The organism is Bradyrhizobium macuxiense (genome assembly GCF_007993935.1).
Classification (GTDB): domain Bacteria; phylum Pseudomonadota; class Alphaproteobacteria; order Rhizobiales; family Xanthobacteraceae; genus Bradyrhizobium; species Bradyrhizobium macuxiense_A.
Genome location: NZ_VITY01000010.1, coordinates 1 through 19,321, shown reverse-complemented (window position 1 = coordinate 19,321; position 19,321 = coordinate 1). Strand labels below are relative to the sequence as shown.

The 19,321-nt window shown below is 65.6% G+C and carries 21 protein-coding genes; 9 read left to right on the top strand and 12 right to left on the bottom strand.

Annotation, left to right across the window (positions count from 1 at the left end):
• Positions 1–25: 25 nt before the first annotated feature.
• The 3 genes from FBZ93_RS25205 to FBZ93_RS25195 all read left to right on the top strand — a co-directional run bounded on the left by FBZ93_RS25205 (position 26) and on the right by FBZ93_RS25195 (position 2,858).
• Positions 26–1,069 (top strand): FecCD family ABC transporter permease, encoded by a 1,044-nt coding sequence (locus tag FBZ93_RS25205; protein ID WP_146989471.1) that lies wholly within the window; start codon positions 26–28, stop codon positions 1,067–1,069.
• On the top strand, positions 1,066–1,839 hold the full coding sequence (locus tag FBZ93_RS25200) for an ABC transporter ATP-binding protein (RefSeq protein WP_146989469.1): 774 nt from the start codon (positions 1,066–1,068) through the stop codon (positions 1,837–1,839). Before FBZ93_RS25205 ends, FBZ93_RS25200 begins: the two co-directional genes overlap by 4 nt.
• A gap of 203 nt (positions 1,840–2,042) precedes the next feature.
• Positions 2,043–2,858, top strand: coding sequence for an ABC transporter substrate-binding protein (locus FBZ93_RS25195; RefSeq protein WP_146989467.1), 816 nt, complete (start codon positions 2,043–2,045; stop codon positions 2,856–2,858).
• A gap of 95 nt (positions 2,859–2,953) precedes the next feature.
• On the opposite strand, the gene FBZ93_RS25190 is transcribed toward FBZ93_RS25195, so the two are convergent.
• From FBZ93_RS25190 to soxX, 9 genes are all read right to left on the bottom strand, one after another.
• Positions 2,954–3,994 (bottom strand): MBL fold metallo-hydrolase, encoded by a 1,041-nt coding sequence (locus FBZ93_RS25190; protein WP_146989465.1) that lies wholly within the window; start codon positions 3,992–3,994, stop codon positions 2,954–2,956.
• Positions 3,995–4,325: 331 nt separating this feature from the next.
• Positions 4,326–4,769 carry a DsrE family protein gene (locus tag FBZ93_RS25185; RefSeq protein ID WP_146989463.1) on the bottom strand — a complete coding sequence of 148 codons (444 nt, stop codon included), beginning with the start codon at positions 4,767–4,769 and terminating at the stop codon, positions 4,326–4,328.
• 128 nt (positions 4,770–4,897) lie between these two features.
• Entirely contained in the window at positions 4,898–5,353 is a 456-nt protein-coding gene (locus FBZ93_RS25180) for a hypothetical protein (protein WP_146989461.1), read from the bottom strand.
• Entirely contained in the window at positions 5,350–7,098 is a 1,749-nt protein-coding gene (gene soxB, locus FBZ93_RS25175) for a thiosulfohydrolase SoxB (RefSeq protein WP_146989944.1), read from the bottom strand. Before soxB ends, FBZ93_RS25180 begins: the two co-directional genes overlap by 4 nt.
• 244 nt (positions 7,099–7,342) lie before the next feature.
• Positions 7,343–7,657, bottom strand: coding sequence for a hypothetical protein (locus FBZ93_RS25170; protein WP_146989459.1), 315 nt, complete (start codon positions 7,655–7,657; stop codon positions 7,343–7,345).
• Positions 7,654–8,460 (bottom strand): sulfur oxidation c-type cytochrome SoxA, encoded by an 807-nt coding sequence (gene soxA, locus FBZ93_RS25165; RefSeq protein WP_246667650.1) that lies wholly within the window; start codon positions 8,458–8,460, stop codon positions 7,654–7,656. Before soxA ends, FBZ93_RS25170 begins: the two co-directional genes overlap by 4 nt.
• Before the next feature lie 38 nt (positions 8,461–8,498).
• Positions 8,499–8,810: a thiosulfate oxidation carrier complex protein SoxZ gene (gene soxZ, locus FBZ93_RS25160; RefSeq protein WP_050419904.1), complete on the bottom strand. Its 312-nt coding sequence runs from the start codon at positions 8,808–8,810 to the stop codon at positions 8,499–8,501.
• Between the two features lie 22 nt (positions 8,811–8,832).
• Positions 8,833–9,327, bottom strand: coding sequence for a thiosulfate oxidation carrier protein SoxY (gene soxY, locus FBZ93_RS25155; RefSeq protein WP_146989455.1), 495 nt, complete (start codon positions 9,325–9,327; stop codon positions 8,833–8,835).
• Between the two features lie 32 nt (positions 9,328–9,359).
• Positions 9,360–9,650: a sulfur oxidation c-type cytochrome SoxX gene (gene soxX / locus FBZ93_RS25150; RefSeq protein ID WP_146989942.1), complete on the bottom strand. Its 291-nt coding sequence runs from the start codon at positions 9,648–9,650 to the stop codon at positions 9,360–9,362.
• A gap of 391 nt (positions 9,651–10,041) precedes the next feature.
• On the opposite strand from soxX, the gene FBZ93_RS25145 reads away from it, so the two are divergent.
• Positions 10,042–10,716: a DUF938 domain-containing protein gene (locus tag FBZ93_RS25145; RefSeq protein WP_146989453.1), complete on the top strand. Its 675-nt coding sequence runs from the start codon at positions 10,042–10,044 to the stop codon at positions 10,714–10,716.
• Positions 10,717–10,810: 94 nt separating this feature from the next.
• Here FBZ93_RS25145 and FBZ93_RS25140 read toward each other — a convergent pair whose 3' ends face one another.
• Positions 10,811–11,683: a protein-L-isoaspartate O-methyltransferase family protein gene (locus FBZ93_RS25140; RefSeq protein ID WP_146989452.1), complete on the bottom strand. Its 873-nt coding sequence runs from the start codon at positions 11,681–11,683 to the stop codon at positions 10,811–10,813.
• Between the two features lie 91 nt (positions 11,684–11,774).
• On the opposite strand from FBZ93_RS25140, the gene FBZ93_RS25135 reads away from it, so the two are divergent.
• From FBZ93_RS25135 to FBZ93_RS25125, 3 genes are all read left to right on the top strand, one after another.
• Complete coding sequence (locus tag FBZ93_RS25135) at positions 11,775–12,272, top strand: type II toxin-antitoxin system HicB family antitoxin (protein WP_146989450.1); 498 nt, start codon at positions 11,775–11,777, stop codon at positions 12,270–12,272.
• A gap of 279 nt (positions 12,273–12,551) precedes the next feature.
• Positions 12,552–13,796 carry an MFS transporter gene (locus tag FBZ93_RS25130; protein ID WP_146989448.1) on the top strand — a complete coding sequence of 415 codons (1,245 nt, stop codon included), beginning with the start codon at positions 12,552–12,554 and terminating at the stop codon, positions 13,794–13,796.
• A 196-nt stretch (positions 13,797–13,992) separates the two neighbouring features.
• Complete coding sequence (locus tag FBZ93_RS25125; protein WP_146989446.1) at positions 13,993–15,210, top strand: MFS transporter; 1,218 nt, start codon at positions 13,993–13,995, stop codon at positions 15,208–15,210.
• 111 nt (positions 15,211–15,321) lie between these two features.
• On the opposite strand, the gene FBZ93_RS25120 is transcribed toward FBZ93_RS25125, so the two are convergent.
• Both FBZ93_RS25120 and FBZ93_RS25115 read right to left on the bottom strand, forming a co-directional pair.
• On the bottom strand, positions 15,322–15,816 hold the full coding sequence (locus tag FBZ93_RS25120; protein WP_146989444.1) for a VOC family protein: 495 nt from the start codon (positions 15,814–15,816) through the stop codon (positions 15,322–15,324).
• Between the two features lie 136 nt (positions 15,817–15,952).
• A complete protein-coding gene (locus tag FBZ93_RS25115; protein WP_074130966.1) occupies positions 15,953–16,498 on the bottom strand; it encodes a carboxymuconolactone decarboxylase family protein in 546 nt (181 codons plus the stop codon).
• Positions 16,499–16,666: 168 nt separating this feature from the next.
• Here FBZ93_RS25115 and FBZ93_RS25110 point away from each other — a divergent pair, with 168 nt between their 5' ends.
• Both FBZ93_RS25110 and FBZ93_RS25105 read left to right on the top strand, forming a co-directional pair.
• Complete coding sequence (locus FBZ93_RS25110; RefSeq protein WP_146989442.1) at positions 16,667–17,851, top strand: acyl-CoA dehydrogenase family protein; 1,185 nt, start codon at positions 16,667–16,669, stop codon at positions 17,849–17,851.
• A gap of 132 nt (positions 17,852–17,983) precedes the next feature.
• On the top strand, positions 17,984–19,123 hold the full coding sequence (locus FBZ93_RS25105) for an acyl-CoA dehydrogenase family protein (protein ID WP_146989440.1): 1,140 nt from the start codon (positions 17,984–17,986) through the stop codon (positions 19,121–19,123).
• Positions 19,124–19,321 lie beyond the last annotated feature (198 nt).

Sequence of the window (19,321 nt, the reverse complement as noted above, 5' to 3'; positions counted from 1 at the left end):
TGATCGCTGTAAGAGCATGGATCCAATGAGCGTGCAGGATTTTGCCTTGGCGGCCGAGGTCGCAGCGCGGCGCCGGTGGGGCGCCACCGCGGCGCTGCTCGCGCTCGTGGTCCTGCTGCTGGTGCTCTCGCTCGGCATCGGGCCGGTGCGGCTGTCGCCGTTTGCGGTGATTGAGGCGCTGTTCGGCGGCGGCAGCGACGTGGCGCAGGTGATCGTGCGCGAGATCCGCCTGCCGCGCACCATTCTGGCGTTCGCGATCGGCGGCATTCTCGGACTATCGGGCGCGGCGCTGCAGGGCCTGCTGCGCAATCCGCTGGCCTCGCCGTCGCTGTTCGGCGCGCCGCAATCGGCGGCATTCGGCGCGGTGCTGGTGATCGCGCTCGGCCTCGCCGATGTGCGCTCCTACGCGCTGCCGGTGGTGGCGATCATCGGCGCGTTCGGCTCGGTGTTCGCGCTGCTTGCGATCGCCGGCCGCAATGCCGGGCTGTTGATCCTGATCCTCGCGGGGCTCGCGATCTCGAGCTTCGCGGGAGCTGCGACGGCGCTGGTGATGAACCTCTCGAGCAATCCCTTCGTGGTGCTGGAGATCGCGTTCTGGCTGCTCGGCTCGCTGGAGGACCGCAGCTTTCAGCACGTGGCGCTGGCGCTGCCCTTCATCATCGCGGGCGGTGCCATCCTGCTGAGCCAGGCGAGCGCGTTCCGCGCGCTGACGCTCGGCGAGGAAGCCGCGCAGAGCCTCGGCGTCGACGTCGGACGGCTGCGGCTCTTCGTCATCACCGGCGTTGCGCTCGGCGTCGGCGGTGCGGTCGCGGTGACCGGCACGATCGGCTTCATCGGTCTCGTCGCGCCGCACCTGATGCGTCCGGTGATCGGCCACGATCCGGGGCGGCTCTTGGTGCCGAGCGCGCTCACCGGCGCGACGTTGCTGCTCGCCGCCGATATCGCGGTGCGCATCATCCCCTCGACCTCGGACATCAAGGTCGGCGTGCTGACCTCGATCATCGGCGTGCCGTTCTTCCTCTATCTCATCATGCGCGAACGCCGCGCGCTTGGCGGAGGCGTGGCATGACGCTGCTCTCTGCCACCGACCTCAATGCGTCGCTCGGCAGCCGCAAGGTGCTGCACGAGATCTCGCTGTCGCTCGCTGCGGGCCATCTGGTCGCGTTGGTCGGGCCGAACGGCGCCGGCAAGACCACGCTGCTGCGCGCGCTCGCCGGGCTGATCCCGTCCGACGGCGAGATCAGGATTGGCGGCGACGCGCTGGCATCGCTGCCCTTGCGCGAGCGCGCCAAGCGCTTCGCCTATCTGCCGCAGGGCCATATGGCGCATTGGCCGTTGCCGGCGCGCGACATCGTCGCGCTCGGCCGCTATCCGCATGGCGCGACCGATCCGGCGCGTCTGTCGCAGGCGGATGTGGAGGCGGTGCTGCGGGCGATGCGGGCTGTCGATGTCGAGGCGTTCAGCGATCGCCGCGTCACCGAGCTCTCCGGCGGCGAGCGCAGCCGCGTCGCACTGGCCCGGGTGCTCGCGGTGGAGGCGCCGGTCATCCTCGCCGACGAGCCCACCGCCTCGCTCGATCCGCGCCACCAGATCGACGTGATGCAGAAGCTGCGCAATGTTGCCGACACCGGCGTGCTGGTCATTGTGGTGACCCACGATCTCGGGCTCGCGGCGCGCTTTGCCGATCATGTGCTGGTGCTGTCGGAGGGGCGGCTGGCGGCGCAGGGCGCGCCGACTGAAGCATTGTCGGAGAGCGTGCTCGCGAGCGTGTTTCGGGTCAACGCCTACCGCGCCGAATTTCAGCGTGAAGCCGTCATCGTGCCGTGGGCGGACATCTGATGCGCTGGCGCCTCCGCGCGTTCGCTTCACCTCTCCCGCTTGCGGGGGAGGTCGCTGCGCTCGAAGAGCGCGGCGGGTGGGGGCTCTCTCCATCTAAGGAGTGTCCATTGCGGCACGACCCCCACCCCAACCCTCCCCCGCAAGCGGGAGAGGGGGCGCAGCTCTCGCGCGGGCACCATCTTGTGTCACCTTCGCTTACCCTGATGCTCTCAATGCTGGTGTGGCTCATCTCAGCCAGCGCCTCGCTCGCCGCCGGACCACGCATCGTCTCGATGAATGTGTGCAGCGACCAACTCGTGCTGTCGCTGGCCGATCCGGACCAGATCCTCGGTCTCAGCCGCTTCGCGCGCGACGCCTGGCAATCCTGGGCCGCAGAGAAGGCACGAAACTATCCGCGCCTGTCCGGCGGGGCCGAGGATGTGCTGCTGCTCAAGCCCGATCTCGTCGTCGTCAGCCTGTTCGACAAGCGCGCGACCCGCGACTTGCTCAAGGCCCATGGGTTGCATCTGGTCGAATTCACCGTGCCGCGCACGCTGGACGAGGTGAGGGACCAGATCCGGGCAATGGGCGACGTGCTGCAGCATCCGGACCGGGCAGAGGCCGAGATCGCGCGCCTCGATGCGGCCATCGCCCGAGCGCGGACGGTAGCGAGCGCGCATCACTATCGCGTGCTGCCGCTGGAGCGGCGTGGCTTTGTCTCCGGTGACAGCAGCCTCATCAGCTCGTTGCTGACGGCGACGGGACTGACCAATGCGGCCGGCGAGCTCGGCCTTGGCGCGGGCGGGTTTGCTTCGCTGGAGGCGATCGTCAAGCTGCGGCCGGATTTCATCCTGGTGTCGGAGGCCGGCGATCGCGCCGAGGATGAAGGCCGCGCCTTCCTGCTGCATCCGGCGCTGGAACGCTTCTATCCGGAGAACAAGCGCATCGTGCTGCCGGAGCGGCTCACGGTGTGCGGCGGTGTGATGCTGGCGGAGGCGCTTGACCGGTTGACGGAAGAATTGCGGCGCGTGACGCGGTAAACTGCGTAGCCCGGATGGAGCGAAGCGCAATCCGGGACCAGCCGCGCAGGCTTCGAGAATCCCGGATTGCGCTGCGCTCCATCCGGGCTACAAGATCATCCCATCACGACAGGCCCGCCGGCCTTCTTCCAGGCGTCGATGCCGCCTTCGATATGCGCTGTATTCGCCAGCCCCGCCTTCTTCGCGGCGGCCACCGCCATCGCGGAGCGCTCGCCGAAGGCGCAGAAGAACACGACGCGGCGGCCGGTCGCGGCGGCGACTTCGCGCAGCATGCCGCCGGGCTGCAAGGTAGCGCAAATCCCCGGATAGGGCGCGTGCATGGCGCCGGCGAGCGTGCCGTGCTTGGCGCGTTCAGCGCTCTCGCGCAAATCGACCAGCAGGATATCGGGCCGGCCAAGGCTTGCGATGGCGTCGCGCGCATTGAGGGCAAGGCCTTCCTTGGCGAGCTCGTCCTGGTGCAGGCCGACATGCATGTTGGCGGGCACCACGACGTCCATCAGCTTTGGGTTCGGCAAATTGAGGTTGTTCATCAGCTCGACATAGTCGTCGATCGATTTCACCTGCAGCCGCGGATTGTAGCGCTTCTCCTCGCCGATCGTGGAGACGGTGTCGCCCTTGTAGTCATGCGCGGGGAACACCATGGTCTCCTCGGGCAACCTCAAGAGGCGATTGAAGATCGAATCGTACTGCGCCCGCGCGCTGCCGTTCTGGAAATCAGTGCGGCCGGTGCCGCGGATCAGCAGCGTGTCGCCGGTGAAGACGCGGTCGCCCATCAGGTAGCTATACGAATCGTCGGTGTGGCCGGGCGTGTACATCGCCTCGAGGCAAAGGCCCTCGATCGTCACTCTGTCGCCGTCGGAGACGCGCATCGACACCACGTCGGCCTTGCTCTGCTCGCCCATGATGGTGATGCACTGGGTGCGGTCGCGCAGCTCGCCGAGGCCGGTGACGTGATCGGCGTGCAAATGGGTATCGACGGCCTTCACAAGCCTGAGGTCGAGTTCCTGCAGCAGCTTGCAGTAGCGGTCGGCCTTCTCCAGCACGGGATCGAGGATCAACGCCTCGCCGCCGGCGCGGCTCGCGAGCAGATAGCTGTAGGTGCCGGACACGCTGTCGAAGAGCTGGCGAAAGATCATGACGGCTTTACCTGTTCTCCGGGTCGAGTCACAGGGAGGATATTATTCCATAGATGGGGTGCATTCAAAGCAAATCCATCCCCGTGCGACTCCGTATCCGTCGCCTTCCAATCTACCCCCCGTCACCCTGAGGAGGCTGCGTAGCGGCCGTCTCGAAGGGTGGACGGCCCGGCAGTTTCCGCGAAGCTATCGGCGTGTGGAGGCGGTGGGGCCGTGCACCCTTCGAGACGCGCTGCGCGCTCCTCCAGCGACAACGGCAAAGCCGTTGCGCGGGGTGACGGATCGTATTTCGGGCGCGGGGCTGACGCGGCAAACCAATAAGAGAAGCCGCCTACGGCCTCACGTAACTCCAGCCCTGCTCCTGCAGCTCCATCAGATGCACCACCCCCGACGGTACGATGGTGGCGTCGGGGACGACTGAGATCGCGTGGCCTTCGGCCTTCTCCATGCCCTGCCTGGTGTTGCCGCAGGCAGAGAACTGGATCTTGCCGGGGAAGACGAAATCCTTCAGCCGCCTGATGCGGTCCTGCACCGGCGAGGTATCGCTGCGCAGCATGTGCAGGCCGGGACCGTAGGTGACGATGTCGATCTCCACGTCCTCGTTCTTCGCACGGTAGTATTCGATCACGTTGGTCGCGTTGTTGAGCGCGAGATTCATGACCTGCGGATCGTTCTGGTCGACCTGGATCGCGATGCGATGCGGCTTGTCGGCGGCGAGTGCGCTCGCTGCGAAGGCAAGCGAAAACAGCGCGGCGGCGGCGAAACGGCGAAGCATGGGAAGCTCACTTGAAGAGGCTCCGCTGTTAACCCGTCATTGCGAGGAGCGAAGCGACGAAGCAATCCATTCTATCCCTGCGACGAAACATGGATTGCTTCGCTTCGCTCGCAATGACGGTAGGGGTGTTACGGACGGACCAGCGTGTAGCCGTTCTCGGTCAAGAGCAGGATTTGTGCGACGCCGACCTGCACAGGCGTGGCGGCGGCGATGTAGTCCGGCCGCTTGCCGGTGTCGCGCTCGATGGTGTCGACGGTGTTGAGGCAGATGTCGACCCGCGCGCCCTGCGCGACCAGGCTCTCGACCAGCTTGCGGTTGGCATTGTCGGGCCTGAGCAGGTCGATGCCGGGGCCGAAGGCAACGATCTCGACCGCGACCTTGTCGGGGTCGTAGTGCTTCATCAGATTGCTGGCGACGCTGAGGACGAGGCCCTGCTTCTTCGGATCGTTGTCGGACAGCTGCAGCACGACCTTGTGCTCGGCGAACGGCTTGTCCTGCAACGGCGCGAGCTGGGCGCGGGCGAGCGGCGTCGCCAGCGCGAGCGCCGCAAGGCCAAACGCCGCGATGAGCGCGCGCCGCGTCATCCGTGCCTCGCAATACCCAAATTGTCGTCGACGCCTTTCAGCGTCACGCCGGGCTCGTCGCGGTTCGGCGGCCGGCCGGCGCGCAGATGCTTGGCGACGACGTCCCAGACCGGCGCGCCGTTCTGCTGATTGACCGAGGCCCAGCCTGCCACCTTGTAGTGCTTGCCGGCCTCGAGATGCTTGCCGTTGCCGAGCTTCAGCTCGGAGATGCGCTTGCCGACGCTCTCGCCGGGCGAGCAGGTGTAGGCGAGGCCGCCGACGCGGACCATGTCGCCGCCCTGCTGATAGTAGGGATCGGCGTTGAACAGATTGTCGCAGACGTCTTCCAGCACGTCCTTGATCTGGCTGCCGGTCATCGTCGCGACGTAGGTCTCGGGATAGGTGATCGCGGTCTCCGACAGCACGTCTTCCATGGTGATCGGCTGGCCGGCCAGCGTGGTGAGGCCCCAGCGGAAGCCGGGTGATAGCGCGATCTCGGCGTTGAGCTCGTTCAGCAGCGCATCGCAGATCAGCTGGTCGACAGTGCCGGAGAAATTACCGCGGCGGTAAAGCAGCCGGTCGGCGGTGCCGAGCTTGTCGCTCCATTCGTCGACATGCGGATCGCGCATCTTGTCGATCAGCGCCTGCATCGCCGGATCGGGCTTCAACAGCTCGGCGAAAACAGGCAGCAGGCGGTAGCGGATATTGGCGACCTTGCCTTTGGCGAGGTCGAGATCGAGCACGCCGATGAACTTGCCGTTGGAGCCCGCATTGGTGACCAGCGTGACGCCGCCGGCATTGGTCACCGTGATCGGAATCGGGATCGCGTCATGGGTATGGCCGCCGAGGATGACGTCGATGCCGGTGATGCGGCCGGCGAGCTTGAGGTCGACATCCATGCCGTTATGCGACAGCAGGATCACCGCCTCGACCTTGTCGTTGTTGCGGTGGCCGTCGACCAGCTTTTGCAGCTCGTCGTCGCGGATGCCGAATTTCCAGTCCGGGACAAAGCGCTTGGGGTGCGCGATCGGCACATAGGGGAAGGCCTGGCCGATGATCGCGACGCGATGGCCGCCGATCTCCTTGATGATCGACGGCTTGAACACCCGCCCCGAGGCCGGATCGAACGCCTTGGCGTCGTTGAACGCGGCTTCCTCGGTCAGGAACACGTTCTGCGCCAGGAACTCGCCCTTGAAGCGCGAGAGATTGTCGCGCAGCACCTGCTCGCCATAGGTGAATTCCCAGTGCCCGGTCATCGCCTCGATGCCGAGCAGATTGGCGGCCTCCACCATGTCGGCGCCGTTCATCGCATTGGCAAGGCCGGTGCCCTGCCAGAGGTCGCCGCCGTCGAGCAGGATCGAGCGCTTCTCGCCGACATCGGCGCGCAGCTTGTCGACCAGCGTCTTCAGATGGGCAAAGCCGCCGAGCCGGCCGAAGCGGCCGGCGGCCTTCTCGAACTCGACGCAGGTAAAGGCATAGGCGTCGGCGCTGTCGGGCCGGATGCCAAAGCGGTCGAGGAACGCCTTGCCGACCAGGTGCGGCGGCTGGCCGGCCATCGCGCCGACGCCGATATTGACGCCGGGCTCGCGGAAGAACACCGGCTTCAGCTGCGCATGGGTGTCGGTCAAATGCAGGATGCGGGCGTTGCCGAAGCGCTCGAGGTCGTAGACGCTGGCGGTATCGGCGCTGCGCGCGAGGCGGGGCAGGCCGGCCACGAGCGTCGCGGCGGCCGAAGCTCTCAGGAAATCCCGGCGGCGGATGATCATTACTCTCACGACATCGGTTCGTGGCCACGCGGACGGTGGCAGGGCTCTCTCCCCGCGCAACCGGGGTCTACCCCGGTTGCGCATCGTAAATTCGCGCAAGTCGGGCAGGCCCGACTTGCGTCGGGGGAGAGTTGGAGAGAGGGGTAAGCCACGAACACCGCCCGTGCGGCTTACCCCTCTCCCTAACCCTCCCCCGCAAGGGAGGAGGGAACCCATCCGCCTGCGCGTCCCTAACTCTTGAGTGTCAACGAACTTCCATGTCCTTCCAGCGTTCCTTTTCGCTGGTGGCCTGGAAGATCGATGCCTTTGCCAGCGCCTCGGCCTCCTTGGCCTGGGCGACTGCGGTGTCGAAATCACCAGCCTCACCGGCCTTTTTTGCGGCGGCGAGCGTCGAAGCCGTGGTGGTCCACTGGTTGCGCAGGGAGCCGGCTTCCTTGTTGGCGGCTTCAGCCGCGGCATAGGCCGCCTTGTAGTCGGCTTCGGAGGCGGCGAGGGCGCCGGTTGCAGTTGCGAGCAGCAGGGCTGACGCAGCAAAGATCGCTTTGATGGCAGCCCTCATGGCCGTGCTCCCGGACCCGAAATCGGCAGGCCATTGCTGACATAGGACAAATAATATTCGAGGTTGCGGTACTCGTCGTCCTGCGGATTGAGCGGCACGCCGCGGATCTGGCTGTTGCAGGTGGTGAAGCGGCGGCTGGTGGTGCCCATGCCGCTCCATTCCGAACGGTAGATCGGCATCGCGTTCAGGATACCGAGCGCCGGCGCCAGCACCTCGGCGCGGATCCGTTCGCCCGGGCTCTGGATGTGGCAGGTGGCGCAGGAGAAATTGAGCTGGCCGCGGCGGGTGTAGAAATACTCCTTGCCCTTCTGATAGGCATCAAGCGCGCGCGGATCGTTCGGGATCTTGATGTCCATCGGCTTGCCGCGCGAGGTGAAGGCCATGTAGGCGGTCAGCGCCGCCATGTCGTCCTTCACATAGGAGAACGGCGCCTCGCCATTGGCCTCGCGGCAGCGATTGAGCGCGAGCTCGAGCGTGACGACCTTGCCTTCCTTCTCGTCGAAATAGGGATAGTTCTGGCGGATGCCGATGCCCTTGTTCGGGAAGCAATCGGCGTAGGTTTTGCCGTTCTTGAACGGCGTCGAGAACATCTCCTTGCCGGCTTCGAGCGAGAACTCGTAGGGCGGAAACTGCTCCTTCTCTTCCCACTGCTTGTGCAGGTCCTCATTCATCGAATAGGGACCGTTGACGAAATCCTCGAGCTTGAGCTTGGGGAATTTGGTGGTGAAGAATTTCTGGAACGCGGCCTTGTCGGCGGCGGGATCGACGCTGTCGGCCGCGTGCGCCGGCGCAAGCGCCAGCATGCCGAGCGCGAGCGTCGCGATGGCTGCGAGGCGCCGCGTCATTGTATCTTCGCCGTGGTCGTGTCGGTCGCGCCCTTGTTGTCGACCCAGCTGACCTTCAGATCGTCGCCCTTCTTGCCGCCCTTGAAGGCGAACTTGACGTAGGGGTCCTTCGACACGCCGCCGCCCCAGTCGGCGACGAACACCGGCTTGCCGTCATACTCGAAGGTCAGCACCTGGATGAAATGCGGCGGAATGATCTCACCCTTGGCGTCCTTGACGAAACCGGAATCCATCGGATGCTGGATCAGCGCCTGAACCTCGGTGGTGTCGCCGTTCGAGGTGGCGCGCACGCGAATGCTCGATGCCATCGGTATTATCCTTTAATTGAATTCAGCCGCCGCAGCCGCCGACGGTGACCTTGATTTCCTTGCTTGCGCTGTAGAGCCTGCCGCCGGCCTCGACGATCACGGTGACGTTGCTGGTCTTGGCCATCTTGATGCGGTTGGCGACGCTCGGCAGCGTGCCGGCCGGGATCTTGTAGGACGCGATCAGCGAGATCGGGTTCTCGCTCACCAGGAACGCGATCGAGGTGACGTCCGATAGCGTCGTGGTGGCCGAAATCGGCACCACGGCGCCGTTCTCGGCGATCTCGGGCGCGTCCATCTTGACCTTGTCCGAGGGCTCGGCGGTCTTGCCATAGAGCGCCTTGATCGCGTCAGCCTCGTTCTTCTGCTTGAACGCCTCTTCCGGATATTTGTCGTTGGCGGCGGCGAGCGCCTGCGGCACGTCGAACGGAATGACGCCAAGGCCGATCAGCGCGGCGACACCCGCGCCCTTCAGCACCAGGCGGCGGTTCGCAAGAAATTCGCTGGTCGTGATGTTCATCGAAAAAATCTCCTCAAGCTGATGTCGCCGCGTCACAGCGTCTGCAGGAAGTTCACCACCGCGTTGATTTCCTTCTCGCTCAAGATCCGGTTTCGGCCGAACGGCGGCATCACGGTCTGCGGGTTGCGCTTGGTCTCGTCGGTCACGATCGCGATCAATTCGTCGCGGCTGTATTTCGCCTTGAGGCCGGTCAATTCGGGGCCGATGGTGCCGGGCAAGTCGCCGCCCTTGATGACATGGCAGGTCAGGCAGTTGCCCTTGCCGCGGTCGAAGGCGAGCTTTTGTCCCTCGGCGGCGGATTGGGCCTGCGCGGGCGCGGCCATGGCGGCGCCCGCCAGCAGCGCCAGGACGAAGGCTGGCTTAACGAAAGTGGCGATCAAGGACGTTTCCCGGGCTTCAATCTCGATGATCCCATCGCAATATAAAGAGTGGAAAGCACAAAGGCCATCGGCTGGCAACACGGAGAATAGGCGCGTTGCGACGGGGTTAATGGAAGCGTGGTGGTCCGCACAGACGAGATAACACCCGTCACCCTGAGGAGGCCGCAACGCGGCCGTCTCGAAGGGTCGACGGCCCGACCGGTGGCCGTGCATTCTTCGAGGCTCGCTCCGCTCGCACCTCGGAATGAGGGGAAGCAACAGTGTTGCCCTTTCGGTTCCGATTTTGCCGACTGCGGTTGCACCGTCTACATTCGGCTAACACAGGAGAAGCGGCGTGGCGGAGTTCGTGGTGGAGTTTGGTAAGGACGGCAGCCCGGTTGAGGCGGACGGGCGGCTCGACGCGGCGGCGTTCCACCGCAATCACCAGCCGATCTGGGCGGTCCTCAAGAAATACCTCGCCGGCCAATCCGGCGACGTGCTGGAAGCCGGCAGCGGCACCGGCCAGCATGTGGTCTATTTCGCCGGCCAGACGCCCGACATCACCTGGTGGCCGAGCGACCTCCATACCGCGCATCTGCGCAGCATCGAGGCCTGGCGCGCGCATGCCGCCCATGCCAACATCCAGCCGCCGCAGCCCATCGATCTGTCCGATCCGGCCTGGTCGCCGGCACCGTCGGACGGCAACGGTCCGGACAAACTGCTCGCGATCTTCTGCGCCAATGTGATCCACATCGCGCCGTGGCGCGTCGCCGAGGGCCTGTTCGCCGGCGCCTCCAGGCATTTGCGCGCCGATGGCCGGCTGTTCCTCTACGGTCCGTTCAAGCGCGGCGGCAAGCACACCGCGCTCAGCAACGCCGTGTTCGATACGTCGCTGCGTGAACGCGATGCTGAGTGGGGCGTGCGCGACATCGCCGATGTCGAGGCGCTCGCGGAGCGCGTCGGGCTGAAGCTCGCAGGCAGCTTCGAGATGCCGGCCAACAACATGATCTTGATGTTTGTGCGATCGTAGGGTGGATTAGCGAAGCGTAATCCACCATCTTGCGGTCTCCGGAGAGAGCGTCGGCGGGTTACGCTGACGCTAACCCGCCCTACGGATCATCGCGTCAGTCGTAAGCCAAACACCACCCGTCGCCGCGCAGCCAGCAGCGCTCGTCGGGAAGCTCAGCATCACGATAAAGCCGCGTCACCTTCTGCCAGCCGCCGCTGGCGAAGGCTTCGGCCAACACCTTTTCCGACGCCTCGTCGCGGCCGCCGTCGCAGGGAATGATCGCGACCGGCGATATCCAGGCGGCCTGATAGCCTGCGCCCTCGCGCCGAACCCGGAACACCGCGCCGGATCGCGCCACCTGCTCCGGCGCGCCGCCCTTGAATCCCTCATCTGACGTCAGCGGCAGGATCAGGCGGCCGCCATCGGCGAGGCCGTCGAGCCATCGCACGGCGGGTCGGGTGCAACCGGCATTGACGTAGATCACGTCGGCCGAATCGAACGGGACCAGCGTGCCGTCGCCTGCGATGATCTCGACATTGGCGCAAGCTTTGAGATTGGCGCGGGCGCGCGCTGCGAGCTCGCCGTCGTATTCGATCCCGGTCACGCGTCCGGACGGCCCGACCAGATGCGCAAGGATCGCGGTGTAATAGCCGGTGCCGGTTCCGATATGCACCACATGCTCACCGGCGGAGGGCGCGGCCTGATGCATGAGATAGGCGTGCAGCGAGGGCTGGCCGTTGTTGAGACGGCGCTCGGGCCGCAAGGCGATCAGATCGTTGGTGTAGAGATAGACCGGATCCGCATCGGGCGTCGGCACATAGTCGCGGCTCCACCACCTCAGCATCATCCATGGCCCGGGGCCGACGAAGTCTTCGCGCGGAATCGCGGCGAAAGCCGCCGCCACGCGCGGATCGACGATGTTGGCGGCGGCCATGATCTGCTTGGCATAGGCTCCGCGGACAATGCGGAGTTCGGCTTGGGGGTCCATCGCGGTGCTCCCTCTCAATGTGCTATTTGACAATGTGTTATTTGACACACCGAGGTGTGTGAAATAGCATACCTGGACGACGGAGGCCAGAATGAAGAGACGGCTCTATCCGGCCGTGCTGGAGCGCGGACCGCGCGGCGCGTTCGGGGCATGGTTTCCGGATTTTCCCGGCTGCGTTGCCGGCGGCAAGTCGCAGGAAGAGGCGATCGAGCGCGCCGAGCATGCGTTGGCGCAGGCGGTGGACGGCTGGGTCGAGCAGGGCCACGCGCTGCCGGAGCCGACCCCGATCGAGCGGATCGTTCCGCCGAAGGGCTCCGACGTCGCCGCCTTCTTCATGGTCGGCGTCGATCCGCCCGATCCGTCCGAGCGCGTCAATGTCTACTTGCCGAAAAGCCTGATCACGCGGATCGACAAGCGCGCCGCCGAGCTCGGCATGAGCCGTTCGAGCTTCTTCGGCTTTGCCAGCTCGCTTGCGCTCGAATGGCCGGGCGGCTACCCGCGCGGCGCCCCGATCGCGCCGCGCTCCAAAGTTCACAAGACCGGCGCGCTGCGCGCCGAGAAGCGTCCGGGCAGGAAGCCGGCGCGATAAGTGACGCACGTTGGAATACACTGACGTCGTCCTGGCGAAAGCCAGGACCCATTACCCCAGATGCTGGTTGTCGAACGCAGCTGGGCCGCGATCCTTCTCACAACAGGATTCGGTGGTTATGGGTCCTGGCTTTCGCCAGGACGACGCCGGAGTTGTGGGTCCCCTCGTGCGCCTCCCGCATGGCCTACGTCCGTTTGCGCCGGTTGATCGGCCGGCACCCGCTCTCCATAGTGCCCGCGATTTGGAGGCTCCCGCCGGGGCTTCAGCGCGGGATTGCCGATGATCGACGTGACAGCTGCGGATGAGGCGAGCGACGACGCGCGGGCGCGCGGCAATGTGTGGCGGCTTGCGGCGGCGCAGGCGCTGACCGGGGCCAATTCGGCCGTGATCTTCGCCACCGGCTCGATCGTCGGCGCGTCGCTGGCGCCCGATATCTCGCTCGCGACGGTGCCGCTCTCGATGTATGTGCTCGGCCTTGCCGCGGGCACGCTGCCGACCGGCGCGATCTCGCGCGCCTATGGACGGCGCGTCGCCTTCATCGTCGGCACCTTCTGCGGCACGCTCACCGGCGCGCTCGGCGCCTGGGCGATCCTGCATTCATCGTTCTGGCTGTTCTGCGGCGCGACCTTCCTCGGCGGGCTCTACGGCGCCGTCGCGCAGTCCTATCGCTTTGCCGCGGCCGACGGCGCCAGTGTCGCGTTCCGGCCCAAGGCGGTGTCCTGGGTGATGGCCGGCGGCGTGTTCGCCGGCGTGCTCGGGCCGCAGCTCGTGCAATGGACCATGGACATCTGGCCGCCCTATCTGTTCGCGTTCTCCTTCGTGATGCAGGCGCTGGTCGCGCTGGTGGCGATGGCGGTGCTGTCGGGCGTCGACGCACCGAAGCCTGCGGCGGCGGATCTGCACGGCGGTCGTCCCCTGCTCGAGATCGCCAAACAACCGCGCTTCATCGCCGCGGCACTATGCGGTGTGATCGCCTATCCGATGATGAACCTGGTGATGACCTCGGCGCCACTCGCCATGAAGATGTGCGGGCTGTCGGTCAGCGATTCCAATTTCGGCATCCAGTGGCACATCGTGGCAATGTACGGCCCGAGCTTCTTCACCGGCTCGCTGATCGCGCGGTTCGGCGCGCCCGCCATCGTTGCGCTCGGCCTGGCGCTGGAGGCGGTGGCCGCGATGATCGGGCTGTCCGGGATCACGGCGCCGCACTTCTGGGCCACGCTGATCGTGCTCGGCGTCGGCTGGAATTTTGCGTTCGTCGGCGCCTCCGCGCTGGTGCTGGAAACGCACCGGCCGCAGGAGCGCAACAAGGTGCAGGCGTTCAACGATTTCCTGGTGTTCGGCATGATGGCGATCGGCTCGTTCTCGTCGGGCCAGCTGCTCGCGCATTACGGCTGGAACGCCGTCAACATGGTGGTGTTTCCGCCTGTTCTGCTCGGGCTCGTCGTGCTCTCGTTCGCTTCATTCGCCAAGCGGCGCGCGAAATTGCGTGCGGTGGAAGAAATCCCGGACCCAAGCATCTAAAGCTTTGTTTTGAGCATGATCTCCGCGCAATCGCTTCGCGTTTGTCGCGAGGGAAAACCGCTTCGCACTTTTCCGGATCAAGCTCCTGCCAATTGCTGACACTTCGATCCGTTTCGAAGTGACCGGCTTGCACGGCTCCTTACATCGTGAGAACGGATAAACCCGGTCATGACGATGTCGGAAGCAAGAGCAAGAAATGGACGCATCCTCACCCACGCTGCCTGACGAATCCTCGCTCGGTTACGAAGGCTGGCGCATCGTCGTCGTCTGCTTCCTGCTCGCGACCTTCGGTTGGGGGCTGGGTTTCTACGGGCAGAGCGTCTATGTCGCCGAGCTGCAGCGGCTGCACGGCTGGCCGGCGTCGCTGATCTCGTCGGGCACGACGTTCTTCTATCTGTTCGGCGCTGCGCTGGTCGCCTTTGTCAGCGAGGCGATCAAGGCGTTCGGCGCGCGCAGCTGCCTGATCGCCGGTACCTTCGCGATGGCGGTCGCAGCGGTTGCGATCGGCGAGGTGCGCGCGCCGTGGCAGCTCTATCTCGCCGATGCGCTGCTGGCGTTCGGCTGGGCCGGCACCAGCCTCGGCATCATCACCAACACGCTCGGCCTGTGGTTCGACAAGAAGCGCGGCATGGCGATCAGCCTGGCGCTGAACGGCGCGAGCTTCGGCGGCATCGTCGGCGTCCCGCTGTTGGTGGCGGGGATCGGCTATTTTGGCTTCTCCGGAGCGATGATCGCGGCTGCGGCTTTGCTGATCGTGGTGATGGTGCCGGTCATCCTGATCTTCGTCGGGCAGCCGCCGGTGCATCTGCACGCGGTGACGGCTGCTGCGACCGATGCGCCGTCGGCGACCCAGGTGCGCGCCAATGCGCTGCGCGACATCCGCTTCCTCTCGGTCTCGATTGCCTTCGCGCTGGTGTTGTTCGCCCAGGTCGGCTTCATCGTGCATCTGATCGCCTATCTCGACCAGGTGATCGGCCGCGAGCGTGCGACGGTAGCGATGGCGCTGCTGACCGCGATGGCGGTAGTCGGCCGCGTCTCCTTTTCTTTCGTGATCGACCAGCTCAACCAACGGCTGGCGTCGGCGCTGTCCTTTGTCAGCCAGGCGATCGCGCTCGCTCTCATCATCAACGTGCACAATGACTTTGTGCAGATCACCGCCTGCGCGCTGTTCGGCTTCTCGGTCGGCAATCTGATCACGCTGCCGGCGCTGATCGTGCAGCGCGAATTCGATCCGCGCGCCTTCGGCGTGCTGGTCAGCCTGATCACGGCGATCAATCAGATCACCTATGCGTTCGGCCCCGGCGTGGTCGGCCTGCTGCACGATCTCTCCGGCAGCTACACGCTGCCGTTCTACGGCTGCATCGGCCTCGAGCTGATCGCGGCGGTGACGATCATGACGAAGGGAACGAAGTAGCAAGTAGCCCGGATGAAGCGCAGCGAAATCCGGGAACGGTATTGCCTCGTGGAGTGAACCCCGGATTTCGCTCCGCTGCATCCGGGCTACGAAATTGTCCGGATCGCGGAATTACGCCGCACGCTGCTTCAGCAGCTCCTCCAGATCCAGCCGCCGCGTGAACATCGAAAGCTTGCCGTCGGCGCTGCGCGGCCATTCGGCTTCGGGCCGGTCCCAGTAGAGCTCGACGCCGTTCTCGTCGGGGTCGCGCAGGTAGAGCGCCTGGCTGACGCCGTGGTCGCTGGCGCCGTCGAGCTGGATGCCGGCCGACAGCACCCGATGCAGCGCGTCGGCGAGCGCCGGGCGGCTCGGATAGAGAATGGCGGTGTGGAACAGGCCGGTGGTGCCGGGCGGCGGTGGACGGCCGCCCTTGCTCTCCCAGGTGTTGAGGCCGATGTGGTGGTGATAGCCGCCGGCCGAGATGAAGGCCGCGTCCGCGCCCATCCGCTGCTGCAGTTCGAAGCCGAGCACGCCGCAATAGAAGCCGAGCGCCCGCTCGAGATCGGCGACCTTGAGGTGGACATGCCCGATCCGCGTGCCCGCGATGATGGGGGGATTTTCTGGCATGACCTGGCTCCGTTGGCATCAATGCCGTGCCATCGGGGGCAAGGCTTCACCTCCTGATATAGTCGGGATTTGCCGGGGCCGGAGCGATCCATCCGGAAACGCAGCGTTTCCGAAAGGCGCCACGGCCGGGCCGGGTCTAGCAGAGCTCCGACAGCTCGCCGCCGGGCAGCTGGAACTCGAACGTGTTCAGCGTCATCGACACCATGGTGTAGTAGCCGCAGAGACCGATCACCTCGACCAGGCCGCGCTGGCTCAGCACCTCGACCGCCTCGTCATACAGTCCCTTGGGCAGGCCGTGACCTTCGTGCAGCGCCTTGGCGACGTCGTAGATCACCCTGGCCTTGGGGTCGTCGAAGGTCGGCGTCCGGCGCACGCGAATGTCCTCGATGATCTTCGGATCGAGGCCGCCCTTCAGCGCAAGGCGCTTGTGGGCATACCATTCGTAATGTGCGGTCCAGTGCCGCGCGGTGACGAGGATCGCGATCTCCGACAGCTTTGGCGGAAAGATCGTGTCGAAGCGCAGCACCTCGCCGAGCCGGGTGGCGTGCCGTGCCATCTCCGGGCTGTTCAGCCAGGCCATCATCGGCGCCGGTGGCGCGCCGCGCTTGCCGGCGATCGACTCGTCGTAGGTTTCTTTCTGGGCGGCGTTCATTTCGCTAGGCGAAAGCAGCTTCAGCCGCATGTCCGTTTCCTCTTGTTTTTCAATCGTTACCCCTTCTCGGCGATACACCCGATCGCGCAAGCTGAGTAGCGACGCCAGAGCATGGCGCGGCCGCGAGGCATATTGAATTCGGCGGCTGCGTAGGTCTAAGGTCGAATCCAATTCGTCGATTTTGACTGGAAACGCACCATGGCTGACCTCGAGAAATTCCGCGCAGAGACCCGCGCCTGGCTGGAGCAGAATTGCCCGGCGGAGATGCGCAAACCGATGACCTCGGATGGCGACACCTTCTGGGGTGGCCGCAACGCGAAATTCTCGTCGGACGCGCAGCGGGTCTGGTTCGAGCGGATGCGCGACAAGGGCTGGACCGTGCCGCATTGGCCCCGGGAATATGGCGGTGGCGGCCTCGACGGCGAGGAAGCCAAGATCGTGCGCCAGGAGATGGCGGCGATCGGGGCGCGCCAGCCGCTGACCTCGTTCGGCATCTCGATGCTCGGACCGGCGCTGCTGAAATACGGCACCGAGGAGCAGAAGAGGGAGCATCTGCCGAAGATCACAGCGGGTCTGATCCGCTGGTGCCAGGGCTATTCCGAGCCGAACGCCGGCTCCGACCTCGCCTCGCTGCAAACCCGCGCGGTCGGCGACGGCGATGATTACATCATCAACGGCCAGAAGATCTGGACCTCCTACGCCAACTATGCCGACTGGATCTTCTGCCTGGTGCGCACCGATCCGGCCGCGAAGAAGCACGACGGCATCAGCTTCATTCTCTTCGACATGACGTCGAAGGGCGTATCGACCAAGCCGATCCTGCTGATCTCCGGCTATTCGCCGTTCTGCGAAACCTTCTTCGACAATGTCCGCGTGCCGAAGTCGCATGTCGTCGGCACCGTCAATCGCGGCTGGGATGTCGCGAAATATCTGCTGCAGCATGAGCGCGCGATGATCTCGGGCATGGGCGAGCGCGGCGTCGGCCGTCCGCTCGGCCAGATCGCGGCCGACTCGGTCGGCGCGGACGCGCAAGGCAAGCTCGATGACGCGCAGCTGCGCAGCCAGATCGCGAATTTCGAGGTCGACGAGGCCGCGCTCGCCGCGGCCGCGGAGCGCGCGGTCGATCTCGCCAAGGCCGGGCAGTCGCATCCGGCATTCTCCTCGGCGATGAAATATTACGGCACCGAGCTCAACAAGCGCCGCTACGAGATCCTAATGTCGGCCGGCGGCATCGACGCGCTGGAATGGGAGAGCGACCGCTCCCGCGGCGGCGCCCGCCCGCGCGCCTGGCTGCGCACCAAGGCCAACTCGATCGAGGGCGGCACCTCGGAGGTGATGCTCGGCATCGTCGCCAAGCGCATCCTCGATCTGCCGGGGGCGTAGTTGCTGCCGTCGTTCCGGGGCGTCGCGAAGCGACGAACCCGGAACCTCGAGATTCCGGGTTCGATGCTGTCGCATCGCCCCGGAATGACGAACTCGGAAATTTTCTGCTTAGAACGTTAGATCGGATTCTCCATGGCCCTCGTCCTCACCGAAGAACAATCCATGCTGCGCGACAGTGCGCGCGGTCTCATCAGCGACAAGGCGCCGGTGGCGCATCTGCGCGGCCTGCGCGATGCCAAGGACACCACCGGCTTCTCGCGCGAGCTCTGGACAACCTTTGCCGAGATGGGCTTCTCCGGCCTGCTGGTGCCGGACCAGTTCGGCGGCAGCGGGCTCGGCTGCGTCGAAGCCGGCATCGTCATGGAGGAGATCGGCCGCACCTTGATGCCGTCGCCGTTCCTTTCGACCTCGGTGCTCGCGGCGTCGGCGCTGGCGCGCGGCGGCAGCGAAGCGCAGAAGGCGCAGCATCTGCCGAAGATCGCCAACGGCTCGCTGCTCGCGGCGCTCGCGATCGATGAGGGTGCCAAGCATCGGCCGCTGCAGACCAAGTTGCAGGCGACGCGCTCCGGCAACGGTTTCAAGCTGTCCGGCGACAAGGCGTTCGTGGTCGATGGCCACACCGCGGATCTTCTGATCGTCGCGGCGCGCAGCGCGGGCAGTGCCGGCGACAAGAACGGGCTGACGCTGTTCCTGGTCGATCCCAAGGCGAAGGGCCTCGCGGTCGAGCGCACCGCGATGGTCGATTCGCACAACGCGGCGCGCATCGTGTTCGACAATGTCGAGGTCAATGCCGACAGCGTGCTCGGCGAGGTCGATCAGGGCTTTGGGCTGCTCGAGGGCGTGCTCAATATCGGCCGTGGCGCGGTCGCGTCCGAAATGGTCGGTCTCTCCGACGAGGTGTTCGGCCGCACCGTGACCTACCTGAAGGAGCGCAAGCAGTTCGGTAAGGCGATCGGCGAATTCCAGGCGCTGCAGCACCGCGCCGCCCAGCTCTACATCGATATCGAGATCACCCGCGCCGCCGTGTTGAAGGCGCTGCAGGCGCTCGATACGGATGCCGAGAAGGCCGCCACCGCGGTCGCGGTGGCAAAGGCGCGGGCCGGCACCACCGCCACGCTCGCCGTGCAGGAGGGCGTGCAGATGCACGGCGGCATGGGCATGACCGACCAGTTCGACATCGGCTTCTTCATGAAGCGCGCCCGCGTCTGCCAGGAGCTGTTCGGCGACAGCAATTTCCACACCGACCAGCTCGCCAGCGGCAAAGGCTACTAAGCCGACGCGTCAGCGCCGCGTAACAGCGCCGCACAGCGCCGTCGCCACACAACACACTGTCATCGCCCGGCTCGACCGGGCGATCCAGGGCGGATTCAACCGCTCGTCGCAACACTCCAGCAAAGGAGGTTGCGATGGAGAAGCGTGTGGGGGCAGACCGTGCTCGAGAGGTCCTACGAGAGGATTATAGGCCGTTCT